The organism is uncultured Phascolarctobacterium sp. (assembly GCF_937920985.1).
GTDB lineage: Bacteria > Bacillota > Negativicutes > Acidaminococcales > Acidaminococcaceae > Phascolarctobacterium_A.
In genome coordinates, this window is sequence record NZ_CALDXR010000020.1 from 81,678 (window position 1) to 98,427 (window position 16,750).

A 16,750-nucleotide genomic window follows, 5' to 3' on the forward strand; every position below is an offset into this window, starting at 1 on the left:
CCTGCAGCTTGGGCAAATAGATAGCATAGGAGGCTATAATAATGACAGACTTTTTGGAAAAAACATTCCGCCTGAAGGAACATCAGACGGATGTCCGCACAGAAATTCTTGCCGGTATCACCACCTTTATGACGATGGCTTATATTTTAGCTGTTAACCCCGGCATTTTAAGTGCTGCCGGTATGGATGCGGGCGCTGTATTTACCGCTACTGCTTTGGGTGCTTGTCTTGGTACTCTGCTCATGGCGCTGTTCTCTAACTATCCTTTTGCTCTTGCTCCGGGTATGGGCCTGAACGCCTTTTTTGCTTATACTGTTGTAGGACAGATGGGTTACAGCTGGCAGATTGCGTTGGCAGCAGTTTTTGTCGAAGGTATTCTGTTCATTGTTCTGTCCCTGACTAAGGTGCGCGAAGCGTTGTTCAACTCCATTCCGCCTGCACTTAAGTTCGGCGTTACCAGCGGTATCGGTCTGTTCATTACCTTTATCGGCCTGCAGAATTCCAAGCTCGTTGTTGCGGGACCGACTCTTGTCGGCCTGTATCCGTTTAAGGCTGCTTTGGCAGACGGCACCTTCTGCTCCACCGGTATCGGTGCTTTGCTGGCGCTTATCGGTATTCTGCTGACTGCGGTAATGATGACTAAAAAGGTTCCCGGCGGTATCCTCGTTGGTATTCTGGTTACCTGGGGCTTAGGCATGATTTGTGAGCTGACCGGCATTTATGTACCGAATCCGAAGCTCGGTATGTTCTCCGTTATGCCCAGCTTTGCTAACGGCATTTCCGTTCCTAGCCTGGCACCGACCTTTATGCAGCTGGATTTCAGTGCTATTTTTACCTTTAACTTTATTACAATCATGCTTTCCTTCATGTTTGTAGATTTGTTTGATACTCTCGGCACTTTGATTGGTGTTGCTTCTAAGGCTAAAATGCTGGACAAGGACGGCAAGCTGCCGAAAATCGAAGGCGCTCTGCTGGCCGACTCCATCGCTACTACCGGTGGTGCGCTGCTGGGTACCTCTACCGTTACTACCTTCGTAGAAAGCAGTGCCGGCGTTGCTGTCGGCGGCCGTACCGGTCTGACTGCTGTTACTGCAGCAATTCTGTTCTTCCTCAGCCTGTTCTTTGCACCGATTTTCCTGGCAATTCCTGCCTTCGCTACCGCTCCGGCACTGGTAATTGTAGGCTTTTTGATGGTAAGCAGCCTGCTGAATGTAGACTTTGATGATATGACAGAAGCTATTCCTGCTTTTGTTGCAGCAGTAGCAATGCCCTTTATGTATTCTATCTCCGAAGGTATTTCAATGGGCGTTATCTCCTATGTGGCAATTAACCTGCTCAGCGGTGAATACAAAAACAAAAAAACCAGCTGGATTGTGTATGTGCTGGCAGTAATCTTTATCCTGAAATATATTTACGTGTAAAAGGATTGAGGTAATTAATATGATGGACCGTGTAAGAGCGGTCGCACTCGGTAACAGCCCTGCTGATATTCTTTTAAAGAACGGCAGGGTTGTTGACGTGCTGACCGAAACAATTTATGAAGCTGATGTTGCTATTGCCGATGGCGTTATCGCCGGTGTCGGCAGTTATGACCAGGCAGAAAAAATCATCGACCTGCAGGGAGCATATGTTGCGCCCGGTTTGATTAATGCACATTGCCATGTAGAAAGTTCGATGGCTGTGCCGGAGCATTACTGTGCCGAGGAGCTGCGCTGGGGTGTAACCACGCTGATTACCGACCCGCACGAAATTGCCAACGTAGCGGGCGCGGCAGGCGTTCACTATATGCTGGAGGCCGGCGGACAGATGCCGCTGAACTATTATGTGAACCTGCCGAGCTGCGTGCCCGCGACACGCTTTGAGCACAGCGGCTGTGTGATGGATGCGCGCGATATGATTAAGCTTGTCAATGAGCCTGGTGTACTCGGAATGGGCGAGATGATGAACGTGCCCGGAGTTATTTATAATTCCTCCGAGGTACAGAAAAAGCTGGACTTGTTTCAGAGTTTGGGCCGCGTAATCGACGGTCACGCACCCTGTGTGCGTGGCCAGGAGCTGGCTGCCTATGTCGCCAGTGGTATTGATACCGACCATGAAAGCATCAGCTGGGACGAGGCGAAGGAAAAGCTGCGTAACGGTCTGGCTGTGCTGGTGCGTGAGGGCAGTGCTTCGCGTAATCTGACGGCAATTTTGCGCGGCGTTATTGAAGAAGGTATTGATGTAAGCAGTCTGGCCTTCTGTACAGATGACAAGCATCTTGCCGATATCCGCCACGAGGGCACCATCCGCCATTGCGTACAAATGGCGATAGAATTAGGCATGGAGCCTGTGCGTGCTCTGCGTCTGGCAACCATCAACGCAGCACGTATTTACGGCCTGCGCCGCGTGGGTGCCGTTGCTCCCGGCTGGCAGGCGGATCTGGTAGTTTTTGACAACCTGCAAAGCCTGAAACCGCAGGCTGTTTTCCATAAGGGCGTGGATGCGCTCAAGGCTTGCGAAAAGATTACGCCTGTTACTCCTAATGCTAGCCTGCAGGGCAGCGTGAAGCCTGCTGCCTTTGACGTGGAAACTTTCTCTTTATCGCATTTTGCAGACGACAGGGAATATCCTGTTATTACTATGCTTCCCGGTGAAATTTTTACCGAAAAGAGTACCATTATGGGCAAGGATATTGCCGCTGCTCTGGAACAAGGTGATGTGTATATGATTGCCGTGCTGGAAAGACATCACGGCACCGGCAATGTTGGCCTCGGCCTTTTGCGTGGTTATGGGCTGAAGGATGGCGCAGTAGCGACAACTGTGGCGCACGATTCACACAACCTGATTGTTATCGGCACCAGTCCGGCAGCAATGAATGCTGCCGCTAAGGAGCTGGTACGCGTACAGGGCGGTTATACTTTAGTCAAGGGCACCGAGGTTATTGATACACTGCCGCTGAATATCTGTGGCCTGATGAGCAGCGCGCCTGCCGAGGAGCTTATCGGCAGTCTTGATGAGATTGCGGCGAAGGCGCATGCGCAGGGAGTTTTAGACGGCATCGATCCGTTCATCAGCCTGAGCTTTATGGCACTGCCGGTTATTCCTAAGCTGCGCATTACGGATATGGGAATGTTCGATACGGAAAAATTTGAATTTATAAAATAGAGATATTTGAGGGGAAAGATATGCATAAGCTTGTATCACAATTAGTTATTTACCGCAACCTGCCGGCGGACAATTTGCTGGAGCCGTTGGCAGAAATCTGCGCTGAATTTGCCGGCGGGAATTATAATCGCGAGGAGCTGACAGCGGAAATTTATGAGCAGGTACATAAGCTGCTTGATATTGGCACTGTTTATGGCTTTGACAAAAATCTTTGGCACAATTATCTGGCATTTTTGCTAGTCAGCTGTGAAAATCCCTTTGCCATTACCTGCGAAAAGGTTGGTGCCTGCGATGGCAGCGTGAATCAGTTTGCCAAGCATGACTTCAAAATCTTTCAGCAGCTTTTTGCTTATGATTTCAGCGAGCTGGAGCATGCGCTGGAGATTAACTGCTTTTCGTTAATCAGCAATTATCAGGCGGTGGTGAAGCAGGAGCGTCGCTATAACAAAAATATCAGTGAGAAAGTTCAGGCACTCAGTACTGCTTTGGAAGGCGCTGCCGATGCTGATGAGTTTTTCGCCTGCGTTACCAAATTCTATCATGATTATGGCGTGGGCAAGCTGGGGCTGAACAAGGCCTTCCGCATAGCGGAGGCGCAGCAGGGCGAGCCGGAGCTGGTGCCGATATCCAATACAGAGCAGATTACCTTTGACGATCTCATCGGTTATGAGGACCAGAAGCAGCGTTTACTGGAAAATACAGAGGCTTTTGTAGCAGGCCGCCCTGCAAATAATGTGCTGCTGTTTGGCGACAGTGGTACAGGCAAATCCAGCAGCATTAAAGCGCTGATCAACAAATATTATGATCAGGGCCTGCGGATGATTGAAATCTACAAGCATCAGTTCCGCGACTTATCGCAGGTTATTGCCCAAATCAAGAACCGCAACTACCGCTTCATTATTTATATGGATGATTTGTCATTCGAGGAATTTGAAATCGAATACAAATATCTGAAGGCTATCATCGAAGGCGGTCTGGAGGTGCGTCCGGATAATATTTTGATTTACGCTACATCTAATCGCAGACATCTGATTAACGAAACGTGGAAGGACCGCAACGATGTAACACAGGAGGACGGCATTTATAAGTCGGATACGATGCAGGAAAAGCTTTCTCTTGTTAACCGCTTTGGCTGCACGATTTATTATGGACAGCCTACGCAGAAGGAGTACTACAAAATCGTCTGCGAGCTGGCTAAAAAGCAGGGACTGGAGCTTGATGACGACTTCCTTTGTGCCGAAGCGCGGAAGTGGGAGCTGCATCACGGCGGCATTTCCGGACGTACAGCGCAGCAGTTTATTAATTATCTGCAGGGTGTTGCCGATTTTAGTAAAAAATAGCTTGCGTTTACTTGTAGGATATGTTACACTAATCTAGTGTTAATGCAAGCCGCTTTGCCAAGCAAGGCAGCTTCTAAATTATGAATATAATGTTCTTAGCAAAGAGAGGTGTAAAGAATGAAAGAAAAGATTCATCCGAATTACGGTGAAGTTACTGCTACCTGCGCATGTGGTGCAAGCTTCGTAACTGGTAGCACTAAGAAAGAATTACGCGTGGATGTTTGCTCTAAATGCCATCCATTCTTCACTGGTCAACAACGTAACGTAGCTGCTCGTGGTCGTATCGAGAAGTTCAACAAACGTTACAACAAAGAACAATAATCTATACAATAAGGCAGGGCTTGCACATGCGGGTTCTGCTTTATTTAGTTTTATGGAGTATATCTATGAGCACGAAAAAATTATCTGTAGGCGGACAAGCTGTAATTGAGGGCGTTATGATGCGCGGACCACATAAGGTGGCTGTTGCCGTGCGCCAACCTGACGGAGAAATTGCCGTGGATGTAAATCCTGTCAACAGTATCCGTGATAAATATCCTATTTTGAAAAAACCGCTGCTTCGCGGCGTTATTGCTTTATTTGAATCATTATATGACGGCATCAAGGCCTTGGCCTATTCAGCGCAGGTTTCCGGTGAAGAGGACGAGCAGCTGACGGGCAAGGAAATGGCGATGACTATTGCTACTTCCGTATTGCTGGCTGTAGGTCTGTTTATTGTTATCCCAACCTGGTCGATGCGTTTTCTGCATGAGCTGACTGAGGATCCGATGATGCTCAACCTGGCTGAGGGCGTGTTGCGTATGGTTATTTTCCTGGCCTATATTGCAGCGATTTCCTCGATGGAGGATATTCAGCGCGTATTTCAGTATCATGGTGCGGAGCACAAAACTATTTATACCTATGAGGCAGGATTGCCCCTGCGTGTAGAAAATGTGCGTCCGTTCAGCACGCTGCACCCGCGCTGCGGTACCAACTTTCTGATGATTGTCATGCTGATAAGCATGTTTATTTTTACCTTCCTGGGCTGGCCCAGCCTGCTGGAGCGCATTGCTTCCCGCGTAGTGCTGATGCCGGTGATTGCGGGCGTCAGCTATGAGATTATCCGTTTTGCCGGAGCGCATAACGATAACAAGCTGGTGCATATGGCGATTATGCCGGGACTTTTGTTGCAGAAGCTGACTACGCGTCAGCCTGATGACAGCCAGATTGAGGTGGCGATTGCTTCCCTGAAGGCAGTGCTGCCGCCTGAAGAAATTATAGAGTAAAAGTGATTTTATAGATTTGCAGGCTGCTCTATGAGGCTCTCCTTGGGGAGAGCTGGCGCCCGTAGGGCGACTGAGAGGGGCTTGTATCAGCAGAGCTTTATAATAACGGATTTCTTCAAATTTAATTTATAAGACTAACATAACACTTGAGAGGAGAATTTCTAATGCTCGACAAATTGCAGGCACTAGAAGACAGATATTTAGATTTAGAAGCAAAAATCAGTGATCCCGAGGTTATTGCCGACCAGACCAACTGGCTGAAGGCTACCAAAGCGCATGCCAAGCTGGAGCCGATTGTTACCGCTTACCGTGAATACCGCGATATGGTAAAGGCACGTGACGAGGCAGAGGAGCTGCTCGCAGCAGGCGATGACGAAGAGCTGGTGGAAATGGCTAAGGAGGAGCTGAAGGAGCTTAAGCCGCAGATTGAAGAATATGAGGAGAAGCTCACCATTCTTTTGCTGCCTTCCGACCCGAACGATGACAAAAACGTTATCGTGGAAATCCGCGGTGGTGCCGGTGGTGATGAGGCTGCGCTTTTTGCCGGTGTTCTCTTCCGTATGTATCTGCGCTATGCAGAAACCCGTGGTTGGCGTGTTGAGGTTATGGATTCCAACCCGACTGAGCTGGGTGGCTTCAAGGAGGTCGTTTTCCAAATCAGCGGCGACAGCGTTTACAGCCGTATGAAATTTGAAAGCGGCGTACATCGTGTACAACGTGTGCCGGAAACCGAATCTCAGGGACGTGTACACACCTCTACCGTTACCGTGGCTGTACTGCCGGAGGCTGAAGAGGTTGATGTAGAGATTAATCCTGCAGACCTGCGTGTCGATACCTATCGTGCAGGTGGTGCCGGCGGCCAGTACGTAAACAAAACCGAATCTGCAGTGCGTATTACCCATATTCCGACAGGCATTGTGGCACAGTGCCAGGATGAAAAATCCCAGCTGAAGAACCGTGAGAAATGTATGCGCGTATTGCGTGCGCGTATTCTGGAGCAGGCGCAGGAGGAGCAGCGTGCCGCTACTGCCGAGGACCGCAAGAGCCAGGTAGGCACAGGCGACCGCAGCGAGCGTATCCGTACCTACAACTATCCGCAGGGACGCGTTACCGATCACCGCATCGGTCTGACACTGCACAAGCTGGACAGCATTGTCAACGGCGACCTGGACGAGCTACTGGGTGCGCTGATTACTGCTAAGCAAAGCGAACAATTACGGCAGGTGAAATAAAATGGGGAAGCCAGTTTGGACGATTATGGAAATTTTAAACTGGACTAAGCAGCACTTTGAGGCTAAGGGCGTGGAAAATCCACGCCTTGATGCCGAAGTGCTGCTTTGTGCTGTCTTGAAATGTGAACGCATCAAGCTGTATACCGAGTTTGACAAGCCTCTCAGTGAGGAGGAGCGCGACAAGATGCGCTCTTATGTAGAGCGCCGCGCCAAGCATGAGCCGCTGGCCTACATTATCGGCGAGCGTGCTTTTATGCGCAACAGCTTCAAGGTTACGCCTGCTACCCTGGTGCCGCGTCCGGAAACGGAGCTGCTGGTGGAAAGCCTGGTGAAGGCAGCGCCGATGTTGCGCGCCGATGGCGCTGTCAAGGCGCTGGATATCGGTACAGGCAGTGGTGCAATTATCGTTTCGCTGCTTGATTATCTGCCTGCTGCCGTGGGCGTGGGTGTGGATATCAGCAACGCTGCCCTGGCGGTGGCAAAGGAAAATGCTGCAGCGATTGGCGTAGACAAGCGCGTGGCCTTCCGCCAAAGCGATTTATTCAGCAACGTGCCTGTGGAGAAAAAGTTTGATATCATCGTTTCCAATCCGCCGTATATTCCTGCTGCCGATATTGCAACGCTGGCGCAGGATGTACAGCAGGAGCCACGCACTGCGCTTGACGGCGGTGCGGACGGACTGAATTTTTACCGCCGCATCTGTGCCGAAGCAGCAGAGCATCTGGCTGAGGATGGATTGCTGGCTTTTGAAATAGGCATTGACCAAAGCGAGGCAGTGCAGAAGCTGTGCCTGGAGCATGGCTTTGCCAAAACTGCCGTGCGTATGGACTATGCAGGTATTCCGCGCATGGTTTTTGCTTTAAAAGAAAAAGAGGGTGAGGATAAATATGAAAACATCCTACTGGAAATTACAAAAGAACTCTGATAATCAGGAGGTTATGCAGCAGGCAGCGGCATTAATCCGTGCGGGTGAGGTTGTATCGTTTCCGACGGAAACAGTTTACGGCCTGGGTGCGGATGGACTGAATCCTGAGGCTGTGGGCAAGATTTTTGCTGCCAAGGGCAGACCGAATGACAATCCGCTGATTCTGCACATTGCTAAAAAGGAAGATATTGCGCAGCTGACTACCGGACTGAACGCTAATGCCAAAAAGCTCATGGAGCATTTTTGGCCGGGACCGCTGACGCTGATTGTCAATAAATCTGCTATTGTGCCTGACGCTGTAAGCGCAGGGCTGGAAACTGTCGCTGTACGCTTCCCATCCAATAAATTCGCCCAGGATTTTATCCGTGCCTGTGGTTGTCCTATTGCGGCGCCGTCGGCTAATATTTCCGGTCGTCCGAGTCCGACGAATGCTCAGGATGTACTGGAGGATATGCAGGGCAAAATTGCCGGTATGCTTGATGGCGGTAACTGCGGCATCGGTCTGGAATCCACCGTGGTGGATACAACGAGTGCTGTGCCTACTATCCTGCGACCGGGCGGCATTACCTATGAAATGCTGACGGAGGTTATGGGCGCGGTAGAAATCGATCCGGCGCTGCAGGGAGATAAAAACTTTAAGCCGAAGGCACCGGGAATGAAGTACCGTCATTATGCGCCGAAAGCACCTGTTTACCTGTTTGAAGGCGAAGCTTGCAAATGTTTGCCACAGGTTATTGCCAAGGCGTTGGCTGAAGGCAAAACCGTCGGCGTGCTGTGCGGACGTGAGCTGGAGAGCGAGCTGGCAGAGCTTGTTGAAAAGCAGCATCTGCAGCTTTCCTGCTGGGGCGACAGCCGCGAGCAGCTGGCAGCGGATTTATTCTATCTGCTGCGAGACTTTGACCGTACCTGTCCGGATGTCATCCTCGCCGAAGGCGTAGAGGAGGACGGCTTGGGACTGGCAATTATGAACCGCCTGCGTAAGGCTGCGGGCTATCAGATTATAACGCTGGAAAACGGCAGCCTGCATTTAAAAAATAATGTAAATTTACCGACATTTATGTTACAATAAAGGTTAAAGATAATCCCGGCATTAAAAAGCAGGAGAGGAGAAGATTATTTATGAAAATTGCAATGGCTTGTGATCATGGCGGCTTCCATCTGAAGGAGCATATCAAAAAATATTTAGAGGATAAAGGCATCGAGGTTGTTGACCATGGTACCTACAGCGAAGATTCCGTAGATTATCCCGATTATGCTGCTAAGCTGTGCGAGGATATTACCAGCGGTGCAAGCGGTGCGCAAAAGGGCATCCTGATTTGCGGTACCGGTATCGGTATTTCTATCGCTGCCAATAAATGCAAGGGCATTCGCGCTGCTCTGTGCGGTGATGTTTTCTCCGCTAAAATGAGCCGCGAGCATAACAATGCCAACGTTCTCTGCATGGGCGAGCGTGTTTTGGGCGTAGGTCTGGCAGAAATGATTACCGACGCCTGGCTGGAAACCGAATTTGCCGGTGGTCGTCATGAACGCCGTGTAAATAAAATCATGGATTTGGAAGCAAAATAATCGTTTCTGCGTCGCAGCCTAAACGATTCTTGCGTTTCTGAAAATAAACAGAAAAGAAGTAAAGCAACAATGGAAACAAATATGCAAATAGCTAAGGAGCTGGCAGCAGCTGCTGAAGAGCTCATTAGCATAGCAAAGCCTAAAAAGGGACAGATTTTCGTGCTTGGCTGCAGTACCAGCGAAGTACTCGGCAACAAAATCGGCACCGGCGGCAGCAGTGAAACAGCTGTTGCTATGTTCAAGGCGCTGAAGGAAGTGTGCGATGCACACGAGCTTTATCTTGCCGTACAATGCTGCGAGCATCTCAACCGTTCCTTGGTAGTGGAGGCTGCTGCAGCTGAACGCTACAATCTTGAGGAGGTTACCGTGCGTCCGGTGGCTCATGCCGGCGGCGCTATGGCAACTGCCGCTTACGAAAATTTTGCTGAACCTGTAGTGGTAGAAAAAATTTCTGCCCATCTTGGTATTGATATTGGCCAGACGCTCATCGGCATGCATCTCAAACGAGTTGCTGTTCCTGTACGCCTGCAATATAAAAAAATTGGCGAAGCAGTGCTGACTGCCGCTAAAACTCGTCCGCCGTTGGTTGGGGGACCGCGTGCCCAATACCTGGAAAATCGTCCATAACTTATCATCTGCGTCGTTATCATTTCCTCGACGTATGGAAAATACGCCGTCGGAAATGCTGCCTAGCATCTGATAACTTCTGAACGATTTACAATCGCCCATAAGGCACCATCTGCGTTGTTGTTCCAGCCTCGACGTATAGAAATACGCCGTCGGCAGTGACGCCTGGCATCTGGCACCTTCTGAGCAATTTACAATCGTCCATAGCATCATCTGTGTAGTTATCATTTCCTCGACGTATGAAAAATACGCTGTCGGAAATGCTGCCTAGCATCTGAAATCTTATGAACGATTTACAAATTTCCTATGGTATAAGGCACCATCTGCGTCTTTTAGTAGAGCAGAATTTCTGAGCGCTTATCCACAGCCTGTGGATAAAACTGGTTGATATTTAATGTTTTATTTTTAGGAGGGACTTAAAATGAATCTGGAAAAACTTAGCGTAGTTGATCCTGAGCTGAAAGGTTACATTGATGCGGAGCTGAACCGCCAACGTGACAAAATCGAACTGATTGCATCCGAAAACATCGTTACTCCCGCAGTAATGGAGGCTATGGGCAGCGTACTGACCAACAAGTATGCAGAAGGCTATCCCGGTCATCGTTATTATGGCGGCTGTGAATATGTTGATAAGGTTGAAACTCTGGCAATCGAACGTGCCAAAAAATTATTCCATGCTGAATATGCTAACGTACAGGCTCACTGCGGTGCCAGCACCAATATGACCGTGTACTTTGCTTTCCTGAAACCCGGCGATACCATCATGGGTATGGACCTGTCCCAAGGCGGTCATCTGAGCCATGGATCCCCGGTAAATATTTCCGGTACCTATTTTAATGTTGTACATTATGGCGTTGATCCGGAAACCGAGCTGATTGATTATGAAGCTATGGACAAGCTGGCTAAAGAGCATCATCCGAAGCTGATTGTTGCCGGTGCCAGCGCTTATCCGCGTATTATCGATTTCAAACGCATCGCTGATATTGCTCATGCTAACGGCGCTCTGCTGCTGATTGATATGGCACACATCGCCGGCCTGGTTGCAGCAGGTCTGCATCCGTCTCCGGTTCCGTATGCTGATATCGTAACCACTACCACCCACAAAACTCTGCGTGGTCCTCGCGGCGGTCTGATTCTGACCAACAATGAGGAATATGCCAAGAAAATCAACAAGGCTATTTTCCCCGGCATCCAGGGTGGCCCGCTGATGCACGTTATTGCTGCTAAGGCTGTTGCTTTTGGCGAAGCTCTGAAGCCTGAATTCAGAGAGTACGCAGAAAACATTGTCAAGAATGCCAAGGCTTTTGCCGAAGGTCTGAAGGCTGAAGGCTTCCGTCTGGTTTCCGGCGGTACTGACAATCATCTGATTCTGGTTGATGTACGCAACAAAAATCTGACCGGTAAGGAAGCAGAAAAGCTGCTAGATAATATTGGCATTACCTGCAATAAAAACACTATTCCGTTTGATCCTGCCAGCCCGTTTGTAACCAGCGGTATCCGTCTGGGTACTCCGGCTGCTACTACCCGTGGCTTCAAGGAAGAGGACTTCAAAGAGGTTGCGGCTATCATGGGCTTGGTGCTCAATAACCCTGAAGATACTGATAAGCATGCAGAGGCTGCAAAACGCGTTGCTGCACTGTGCGCTAAGTATCCGTTATATACTAATTTATAATTAAGACGACCGATAAAGGCTTATCCGCTTCGTCTTAATCAGAAAAGGAGCGATATATCCAATGCAAATCAATGTAGTAAACCATCCTTTGTTGCAAGCAAAAATGACTATCCTGCGTGACAAGGATACCAAGAGCGTAACCTTCCGCCACATCATCAGTGAGGTTGCAGCGCTGCTGACCTTTGAAACTACCAGAGATTTACCTGTGGAAGAAGTAAAGGTTACCACTCCGCTGTGCGAAACCACTGGCTGCCGTATTAAAGGCAGTGTCACTGTTGTGCCTATCCTGCGTGCAGGCCTGGGCTTTATGGAGGGCGTACTCAGTGTTATTCCTGAAGCCAATGTTGGTCATATCGGCATGAGCCGTAACGAAGAAACTCTGCTGCCGATGGAGTATTACTGCAAGCTGCCTGCGGATATGGACGCTTATACGATTGTTGTTGACCCGATGCTGGCAACCGGCGGCAGTGCCATTGCTGCTATCGACCAGCTCAAAAAGCGCGGTATGAAGAACCTGCGCTTTATGTGCCTCGTTGCTGCTCCCGAGGGTGTAGAAAAGCTGAATGCAGCACATCCTGATGTGCCTATCTACACTGTTGTGCTTGATGACCATCTCAATGAGCATGGCTACATCGTGCCGGGCTTGGGCGATGCAGGCGACAGAATTTTTGGTACGGTATAAAAAATTATGGAACGCAAAACAAGACCTGGCTGGGATGATTACTTTATGGAGATTGCCCAAGTAGTCAGCAGCCGTTCAACCTGTATGCGCCGCAGTGTAGGCGCGGTAATCGTCAAAAATAAGCAGATTGTAGCGACAGGCTATAACGGTACGCCTAAGGATCTGCCTCATTGTGAGGTTACGGGCTGCCTGCGCGAGCAGCTGCATGTGCCTTCGGGGCAGATGCACGAGCTGTGCCGCGGTATTCACGCAGAGCAGAATGCTGTTGTGCAGGCTGCCTATCATGGTGTGTCTGTCAATGGTGGTACAATTTATTGTACGCATCAGCCCTGTGTGGTCTGCACCAAGATTTTGATTAACGCAGGCATTAAGCGCATTGTTTATGCTAATCCTTACCCGGATAAGCTGGCGGAGGATATGATGGCTGCGTCAGGTATTGAAATCTGCGTGCTGGATAAGAAGTAAATATGCTGTAAAAAAGCACTGCTCACATTTCCTTACGGGAAATGCAGAGCAGTGCTTTGCTTTTTATGCTTATTTTACTTGGACATAGGTAACGCCTGCAGCGTAGCAGTCAAGCTCGTAGGGCTGGTACATCAGATAAAGATGACCATCCTCGGTGATGATATAATCCTTGCTGACTTTAAATTTATCGATGTTATCAATAAACGGCGCTTCGCTGACAGTCTTCAAATCTGCACCGTAAACAGGCAGCTTTTTAGCTTTGATATCCTGCTTCAGCTGCTCGGCGTCCAGCTTTTCCATGAAGCGGGTGTAGGGAACGCGCTTGCCGGTAGCCTTGTCATAAACAATGCCGTGGGTATAATACATACCATGAGCAGCCCTGTCATAATAGTACCAGGTATTGAAGGTGAGGCAGACAAATTGGTCGTTTTCGTAAATCACCTCATAATTGCTGCCGACAGCACGCATATCCGGGTGGCGCAAATCCTTACGCGATTTGTTGACCATTTTTTGGATATCGCGATTCATGCGCTCTGCTGCCTGCGGATTTTCCTGCGTGAAAACAGGATATTTATAGTCAAAGCGCTCGCCCTTGTCAACTTCAGTTTGCTGTGCAGCCGACGCACCTGCTGCTACTGCCATTGCCAAAAATAACGTGAGAAGTGTTTTTTTCATTCGTGTTTACCCCCCTTGTAGGAATTGTATTTGGTACTAATATAGTATAAAATAAAAGGGTATCTGTAAAGATGCCTGAGCGGGGAAAGTGTAAAATCTTTGTAGCCTGCGCAGGAAGTATTTGTAAACTTGAGGGGATTTAAAAAATGTTAGGAACAATCGTTAATGTAAGTGCAATTTTAACCGGCTCTGTAATCGGCAGCTTTCTCAGCAGAGGTGTTAATGAACGCTACAAAACAGCGCTTTTCGACGGCCTTGGTTTGGCAACCGTGGGCCTGGGAGCGAACGCCTTTGTCAGCAATATGCCGAAAACAACCTATCCGGTATTATTCATCGCCAGCATCGCCATCGGTACTGTTATAGGAACGTGGCTGGATATCGACGGACGTTTTCACAAGCTTTTGGCAAGCGCCAAAGGTGGCAGCAAGCTGGCGGAAGGACTTTCAACCGCTATTTTGCTGTTCTGCATCGGCACGCTTTCTATTTTGGGGCCGATTGAAAGCAGGCTCAACGGCAACAATACCTATCTGTTTACCAACGCGACGCTTGATTTTGTTTCGTCAATTATTCTTGGCTCGGCCTACGGCATTGGCATTGCGGCGGCGGCTTTGGTGTTGCTGTTGTGGCAGGGGAGCATTTATCTTTTCGCTGGCGTGATTGCTCCTTACATGACACCGGCGCTGATGGGAGAGATTTCTGTTTTGGGCGGCATTTTTCTGATGAGCAGCGGCCTGGGAATTTTACAGCTGCGCGATTGCAAAACGCTGAACATGCTGCCGGCGCTTATCGTACCGCCGATTTTTTATGCACTGATGGCAGTGATAAAATGATTTTTTAGAGTTCATCAAAAGGATGCAAAGTTCACAGATTATCCATTGACTAATCAGTCAGTTGGCTTTATAATAAATTCATCAGTTAGCCAATCCCTCTAGCTGATACACAATACCCCTTTTCTTTTTTATACATCCTTTCACAACATCAACCCTCTGAAAGCAGCAGTGCCGAACGCATGGCGCTGCTGTTTTTTTTTGCGCTTGCGCAGAAAGAAGCACAGCACAAGCAAAATTGAAAGTATACTTACGATTTTCGGCGAATTTCCGAAAGTATACTTTCAATTTTTCAGGAATTTTCGCAAGTATACTTTAAAAAGAGGTAATGTTATTCTTTTCTGCCAAGCTTAAAAGGTAGCAGAAGGCGTAGGCAGGGATGCGCAAAAGCTGCTTGCCGTCAGGTGTGTCATGTACACCATAATCATCCTGACGTTTAGTAATAATTATGCCAAGCTCTGCTTTGCCTGCAAGGGTACAGATAGCGTCATTGTTGCTGATAGGTGCTTGCTCGCGATATTTTACTTCAATCAAAATATCTTTATCAGCAGGATATTCCGCAACGACATCTATTTCCTTTTCTGAACCGGTAGCACGATAATAGCCTACGCTGGTAGCCTTGCGATAACAGAAGGTTTTGACATGCTTATAAATAGTTGTTTCTACAATTTTACCCATTTCTGCAGTATTTGTGAGCAGGTCATCATTCATCAACACGGCATTGCGTATAGCTGCATCAGCAATATAGATTTTCGGCTTGCTTTTGAGAATTTTTTTGCCTTCGATATGGACCGGATTACTGATGTAGATTAAATTAGCACTTTCCAGGTAGCGGACGTAATTTTCCACAGTAGGGCGCGATACACCATTCAGCTCTTTGGCAATGCTGTCATAGGAAACGATTTCAGAGGAAACGTTGCACAGGTAGAGAAAGATGCGCTCCAATTCCAGAGGATTGCGGATATTATACAAGGCTGGTAAATCTCGCTTTAAAACCTTGTCTACAATGTCTTCACGCATAATCTGCTGCGCAAAAAAATCATCCTCAGCTAAAGCAAGCTCCGGGAAGCCACCAACAAGAAGATAGCGGTTAAAGTGCAGTCGGAGGCTTTCTAATTTGAGCATAATATTGGTACGCTCGGCCTGAGTCATCGTCAGCAGCTGTGAAAGCAACAGATTTTCGGGAAGATTTGTGATACTGATGCCGATAAGTGAACAATATTCATAAAAAGAAAGCGTTGGCACCTGAATTACAGACCAGCGGCCGGCACCACTTTCGGTGCTGCCCTTTACCAGAGCCGGGCTTGCAGAACCGGTTGCGATAACCTTGCTTTCAGGTTGTGTGTCATAGATGATTTTTAACCAACCGGGCCAATCAGCAGCATATTGGATTTCATCAAAAAAGTAATAAACATCTTTGTCAGGATGAATATTTTCGTGATAGCATTCTAATATGGCATCCATGCTGCTTAATTTCAAAATAGGATGATCCAGGGAGATAAAAACGATTTGCTCAGGCGCAACACCCTGCTTCAGCAAATTATCGATAACCTGATATATAATGGTTGTTTTACCAACACGTCTGGCACCGGAAAGAATGACGTTGCGACGTATAGTGGTATGAGAAATTTTTTCCAGTGTTTCATAATAGGAAATTCGTTTGTAGCTTTTGAGAAATGCAGGGGCTACTGCACCAGTTTTCCACCAAGGGTTGAAGCCTGCAAGGACTTTTAAAATATTTTCTTGCTTAATAATAGCCATAATATCACCGCCTTACAATTCTATTATAAACCACTCAAAAGCACAGCACAAGCAAAATTGAAAGTATACTTACGATTTTTGGCGAATTTACGAAAGTATACTTTCAATTTTTCGGGAGTTTTCGTAAGTATACTTTAAAACGCGTTAAAAATGACTTTGGCAAGTGTTTTACTCTAGCGCTGGCAGGCCGGTGCAAGGCGCTGCTTTGTCGTTGTAAAGATTCTTACTAGGAATAATTCTTATTCTGTTAAAAATTTTCTGAAAAAGACTCTTGACTAGCTAGTAACCCGCCATTATAATATAAGTATGATTTAGATTAGAGTAAGTCAAAAAACGAGTTACTCCAATCTAAAATTTCACCCCTTGATTATGAAATCCTTGACATAGGCGAAGCTTTGCGTGGTAGAGGAAACAAGGCAACTCTTACCGAACTTGCAGGCGGGGACTTGCGAAGGATTTTGTAATAAATAAAAATCTCTTAAGATAAGAGGAGGAAATTACAATGAAAAAATCCTTAGTACTCGCAATGGCAATGGCTCTTGGTGTAACCGCATCCGCTTACGCTGCTA

At 48.0% G+C, this 16,750-nt stretch carries 16 protein-coding genes; 14 read left to right on the forward strand and 2 right to left on the reverse strand.

The window, feature by feature from the left end; genetic code table 11:
- Positions 1–41: 41 nt before the first annotated feature.
- The 13 genes from Q0612_RS03880 (at position 42) to Q0612_RS03940 (ending at position 12,918) form a co-directional block, all read left to right on the forward strand.
- Positions 42–1,421: an NCS2 family permease gene (locus Q0612_RS03880; protein ID WP_298881006.1), complete on the forward strand. Its 1,380-nt coding sequence runs from the start codon at positions 42–44 to the stop codon at positions 1,419–1,421.
- Between the two features lie 19 nt (positions 1,422–1,440).
- Entirely contained in the window at positions 1,441–3,144 is a 1,704-nt protein-coding gene (ade, locus tag Q0612_RS03885) for an adenine deaminase (RefSeq protein WP_298881009.1), read from the forward strand.
- Positions 3,145–3,164: 20 nt separating this feature from the next.
- The gene (locus tag Q0612_RS03890; protein WP_298881012.1) at positions 3,165–4,484 is read left to right on the forward strand and encodes an ATP-binding protein; all 1,320 of its coding nucleotides are present in this window, start codon (positions 3,165–3,167) and stop codon (positions 4,482–4,484) included.
- A gap of 117 nt (positions 4,485–4,601) precedes the next feature.
- Positions 4,602–4,805 (forward strand): 50S ribosomal protein L31, encoded by a 204-nt coding sequence (gene rpmE / locus Q0612_RS03895; RefSeq protein WP_021720275.1) that lies wholly within the window; start codon positions 4,602–4,604, stop codon positions 4,803–4,805.
- Positions 4,806–4,870: 65 nt separating this feature from the next.
- Positions 4,871–5,749 (forward strand): DUF1385 domain-containing protein, encoded by an 879-nt coding sequence (locus Q0612_RS03900; protein WP_210683825.1) that lies wholly within the window; start codon positions 4,871–4,873, stop codon positions 5,747–5,749.
- A 164-nt stretch (positions 5,750–5,913) separates the two neighbouring features.
- Positions 5,914–6,981 carry a peptide chain release factor 1 gene (gene prfA / locus Q0612_RS03905; protein WP_298881015.1) on the forward strand — a complete coding sequence of 356 codons (1,068 nt, stop codon included), beginning with the start codon at positions 5,914–5,916 and terminating at the stop codon, positions 6,979–6,981.
- Between the two features lies 1 nt (position 6,982).
- Positions 6,983–7,906 carry a peptide chain release factor N(5)-glutamine methyltransferase gene (gene prmC / locus Q0612_RS03910; RefSeq protein ID WP_298881018.1) on the forward strand — a complete coding sequence of 308 codons (924 nt, stop codon included), beginning with the start codon at positions 6,983–6,985 and terminating at the stop codon, positions 7,904–7,906.
- On the forward strand, positions 7,869–8,975 hold the full coding sequence (locus tag Q0612_RS03915; RefSeq protein ID WP_298881021.1) for an L-threonylcarbamoyladenylate synthase: 1,107 nt from the start codon (positions 7,869–7,871) through the stop codon (positions 8,973–8,975). The genes prmC and Q0612_RS03915 overlap by 38 nt, the downstream gene beginning before the upstream one ends.
- 50 nt (positions 8,976–9,025) lie before the next feature.
- A complete protein-coding gene (gene rpiB / locus Q0612_RS03920; protein WP_009146082.1) occupies positions 9,026–9,472 on the forward strand; it encodes a ribose 5-phosphate isomerase B in 447 nt (148 codons plus the stop codon).
- Between the two features lie 69 nt (positions 9,473–9,541).
- Entirely contained in the window at positions 9,542–10,099 is a 558-nt protein-coding gene (locus Q0612_RS03925) for a TIGR01440 family protein (protein ID WP_298881025.1), read from the forward strand.
- A 421-nt stretch (positions 10,100–10,520) separates the two neighbouring features.
- Positions 10,521–11,771: a serine hydroxymethyltransferase gene (glyA, locus tag Q0612_RS03930; protein ID WP_298881028.1), complete on the forward strand. Its 1,251-nt coding sequence runs from the start codon at positions 10,521–10,523 to the stop codon at positions 11,769–11,771.
- A gap of 61 nt (positions 11,772–11,832) precedes the next feature.
- Positions 11,833–12,453: a uracil phosphoribosyltransferase gene (gene upp / locus Q0612_RS03935; RefSeq protein ID WP_009146085.1), complete on the forward strand. Its 621-nt coding sequence runs from the start codon at positions 11,833–11,835 to the stop codon at positions 12,451–12,453.
- 6 nt (positions 12,454–12,459) lie between these two features.
- Positions 12,460–12,918 (forward strand): cytidine/deoxycytidylate deaminase family protein, encoded by a 459-nt coding sequence (locus tag Q0612_RS03940; RefSeq protein ID WP_293692977.1) that lies wholly within the window; start codon positions 12,460–12,462, stop codon positions 12,916–12,918.
- 69 nt (positions 12,919–12,987) lie between these two features.
- Here the strand turns inward: Q0612_RS03940 and Q0612_RS03945 are convergent, their stop codons facing one another.
- Positions 12,988–13,593, reverse strand: coding sequence for a DUF3298 and DUF4163 domain-containing protein (locus Q0612_RS03945; protein WP_298881034.1), 606 nt, complete (start codon positions 13,591–13,593; stop codon positions 12,988–12,990).
- A 146-nt stretch (positions 13,594–13,739) separates the two neighbouring features.
- On the opposite strand from Q0612_RS03945, the gene Q0612_RS03950 reads away from it, so the two are divergent.
- Positions 13,740–14,423 carry a DUF554 domain-containing protein gene (locus tag Q0612_RS03950; RefSeq protein ID WP_298881038.1) on the forward strand — a complete coding sequence of 228 codons (684 nt, stop codon included), beginning with the start codon at positions 13,740–13,742 and terminating at the stop codon, positions 14,421–14,423.
- A gap of 312 nt (positions 14,424–14,735) precedes the next feature.
- Here the strand turns inward: Q0612_RS03950 and Q0612_RS03955 are convergent, their stop codons facing one another.
- A complete protein-coding gene (locus Q0612_RS03955; RefSeq protein ID WP_298881040.1) occupies positions 14,736–16,181 on the reverse strand; it encodes an ATP-binding protein in 1,446 nt (481 codons plus the stop codon).
- Positions 16,182–16,750: the final 569 nt, after the last annotated feature.

What these genes read in the sequence shown, in the direction of transcription:
- Q0612_RS03950 (WP_298881038.1), top strand. Translation starts at nt 13,740, where the DNA reads ATGTTAGGAACAATCGTTAATGTAAGTGCAATTTTAACCGGCTCTGTA.
- ade (WP_298881009.1), top strand. Translation starts at nt 1,441, where the DNA reads ATGATGGACCGTGTAAGAGCGGTCGCACTCGGTAACAGCCCTGCTGAT.
- Q0612_RS03925 (WP_298881025.1), top strand. Translation starts at nt 9,542, where the DNA reads ATGGAAACAAATATGCAAATAGCTAAGGAGCTGGCAGCAGCTGCTGAA.
- prmC (WP_298881018.1), top strand. Translation starts at nt 6,983, where the DNA reads ATGGGGAAGCCAGTTTGGACGATTATGGAAATTTTAAACTGGACTAAG.
- Q0612_RS03915 (WP_298881021.1), top strand. Translation starts at nt 7,869, where the DNA reads ATGAAAACATCCTACTGGAAATTACAAAAGAACTCTGATAATCAGGAG.
- glyA (WP_298881028.1), top strand. Translation starts at nt 10,521, where the DNA reads ATGAATCTGGAAAAACTTAGCGTAGTTGATCCTGAGCTGAAAGGTTAC.
- upp (WP_009146085.1), top strand. Translation starts at nt 11,833, where the DNA reads ATGCAAATCAATGTAGTAAACCATCCTTTGTTGCAAGCAAAAATGACT.
- Q0612_RS03945 (WP_298881034.1), bottom strand. Translation starts at nt 13,593, where the DNA reads ATGAAAAAAACACTTCTCACGTTATTTTTGGCAATGGCAGTAGCAGCA.
- prfA (WP_298881015.1), top strand. Translation starts at nt 5,914, where the DNA reads ATGCTCGACAAATTGCAGGCACTAGAAGACAGATATTTAGATTTAGAA.
- Q0612_RS03940 (WP_293692977.1), top strand. Translation starts at nt 12,460, where the DNA reads ATGGAACGCAAAACAAGACCTGGCTGGGATGATTACTTTATGGAGATT.
- rpmE (WP_021720275.1), top strand. Translation starts at nt 4,602, where the DNA reads ATGAAAGAAAAGATTCATCCGAATTACGGTGAAGTTACTGCTACCTGC.
- Q0612_RS03900 (WP_210683825.1), top strand. Translation starts at nt 4,871, where the DNA reads ATGAGCACGAAAAAATTATCTGTAGGCGGACAAGCTGTAATTGAGGGC.
- Q0612_RS03955 (WP_298881040.1), bottom strand. Translation starts at nt 16,181, where the DNA reads ATGGCTATTATTAAGCAAGAAAATATTTTAAAAGTCCTTGCAGGCTTC.
- rpiB (WP_009146082.1), top strand. Translation starts at nt 9,026, where the DNA reads ATGAAAATTGCAATGGCTTGTGATCATGGCGGCTTCCATCTGAAGGAG.
- Q0612_RS03890 (WP_298881012.1), top strand. Translation starts at nt 3,165, where the DNA reads ATGCATAAGCTTGTATCACAATTAGTTATTTACCGCAACCTGCCGGCG.
- Q0612_RS03880 (WP_298881006.1), top strand. Translation starts at nt 42, where the DNA reads ATGACAGACTTTTTGGAAAAAACATTCCGCCTGAAGGAACATCAGACG.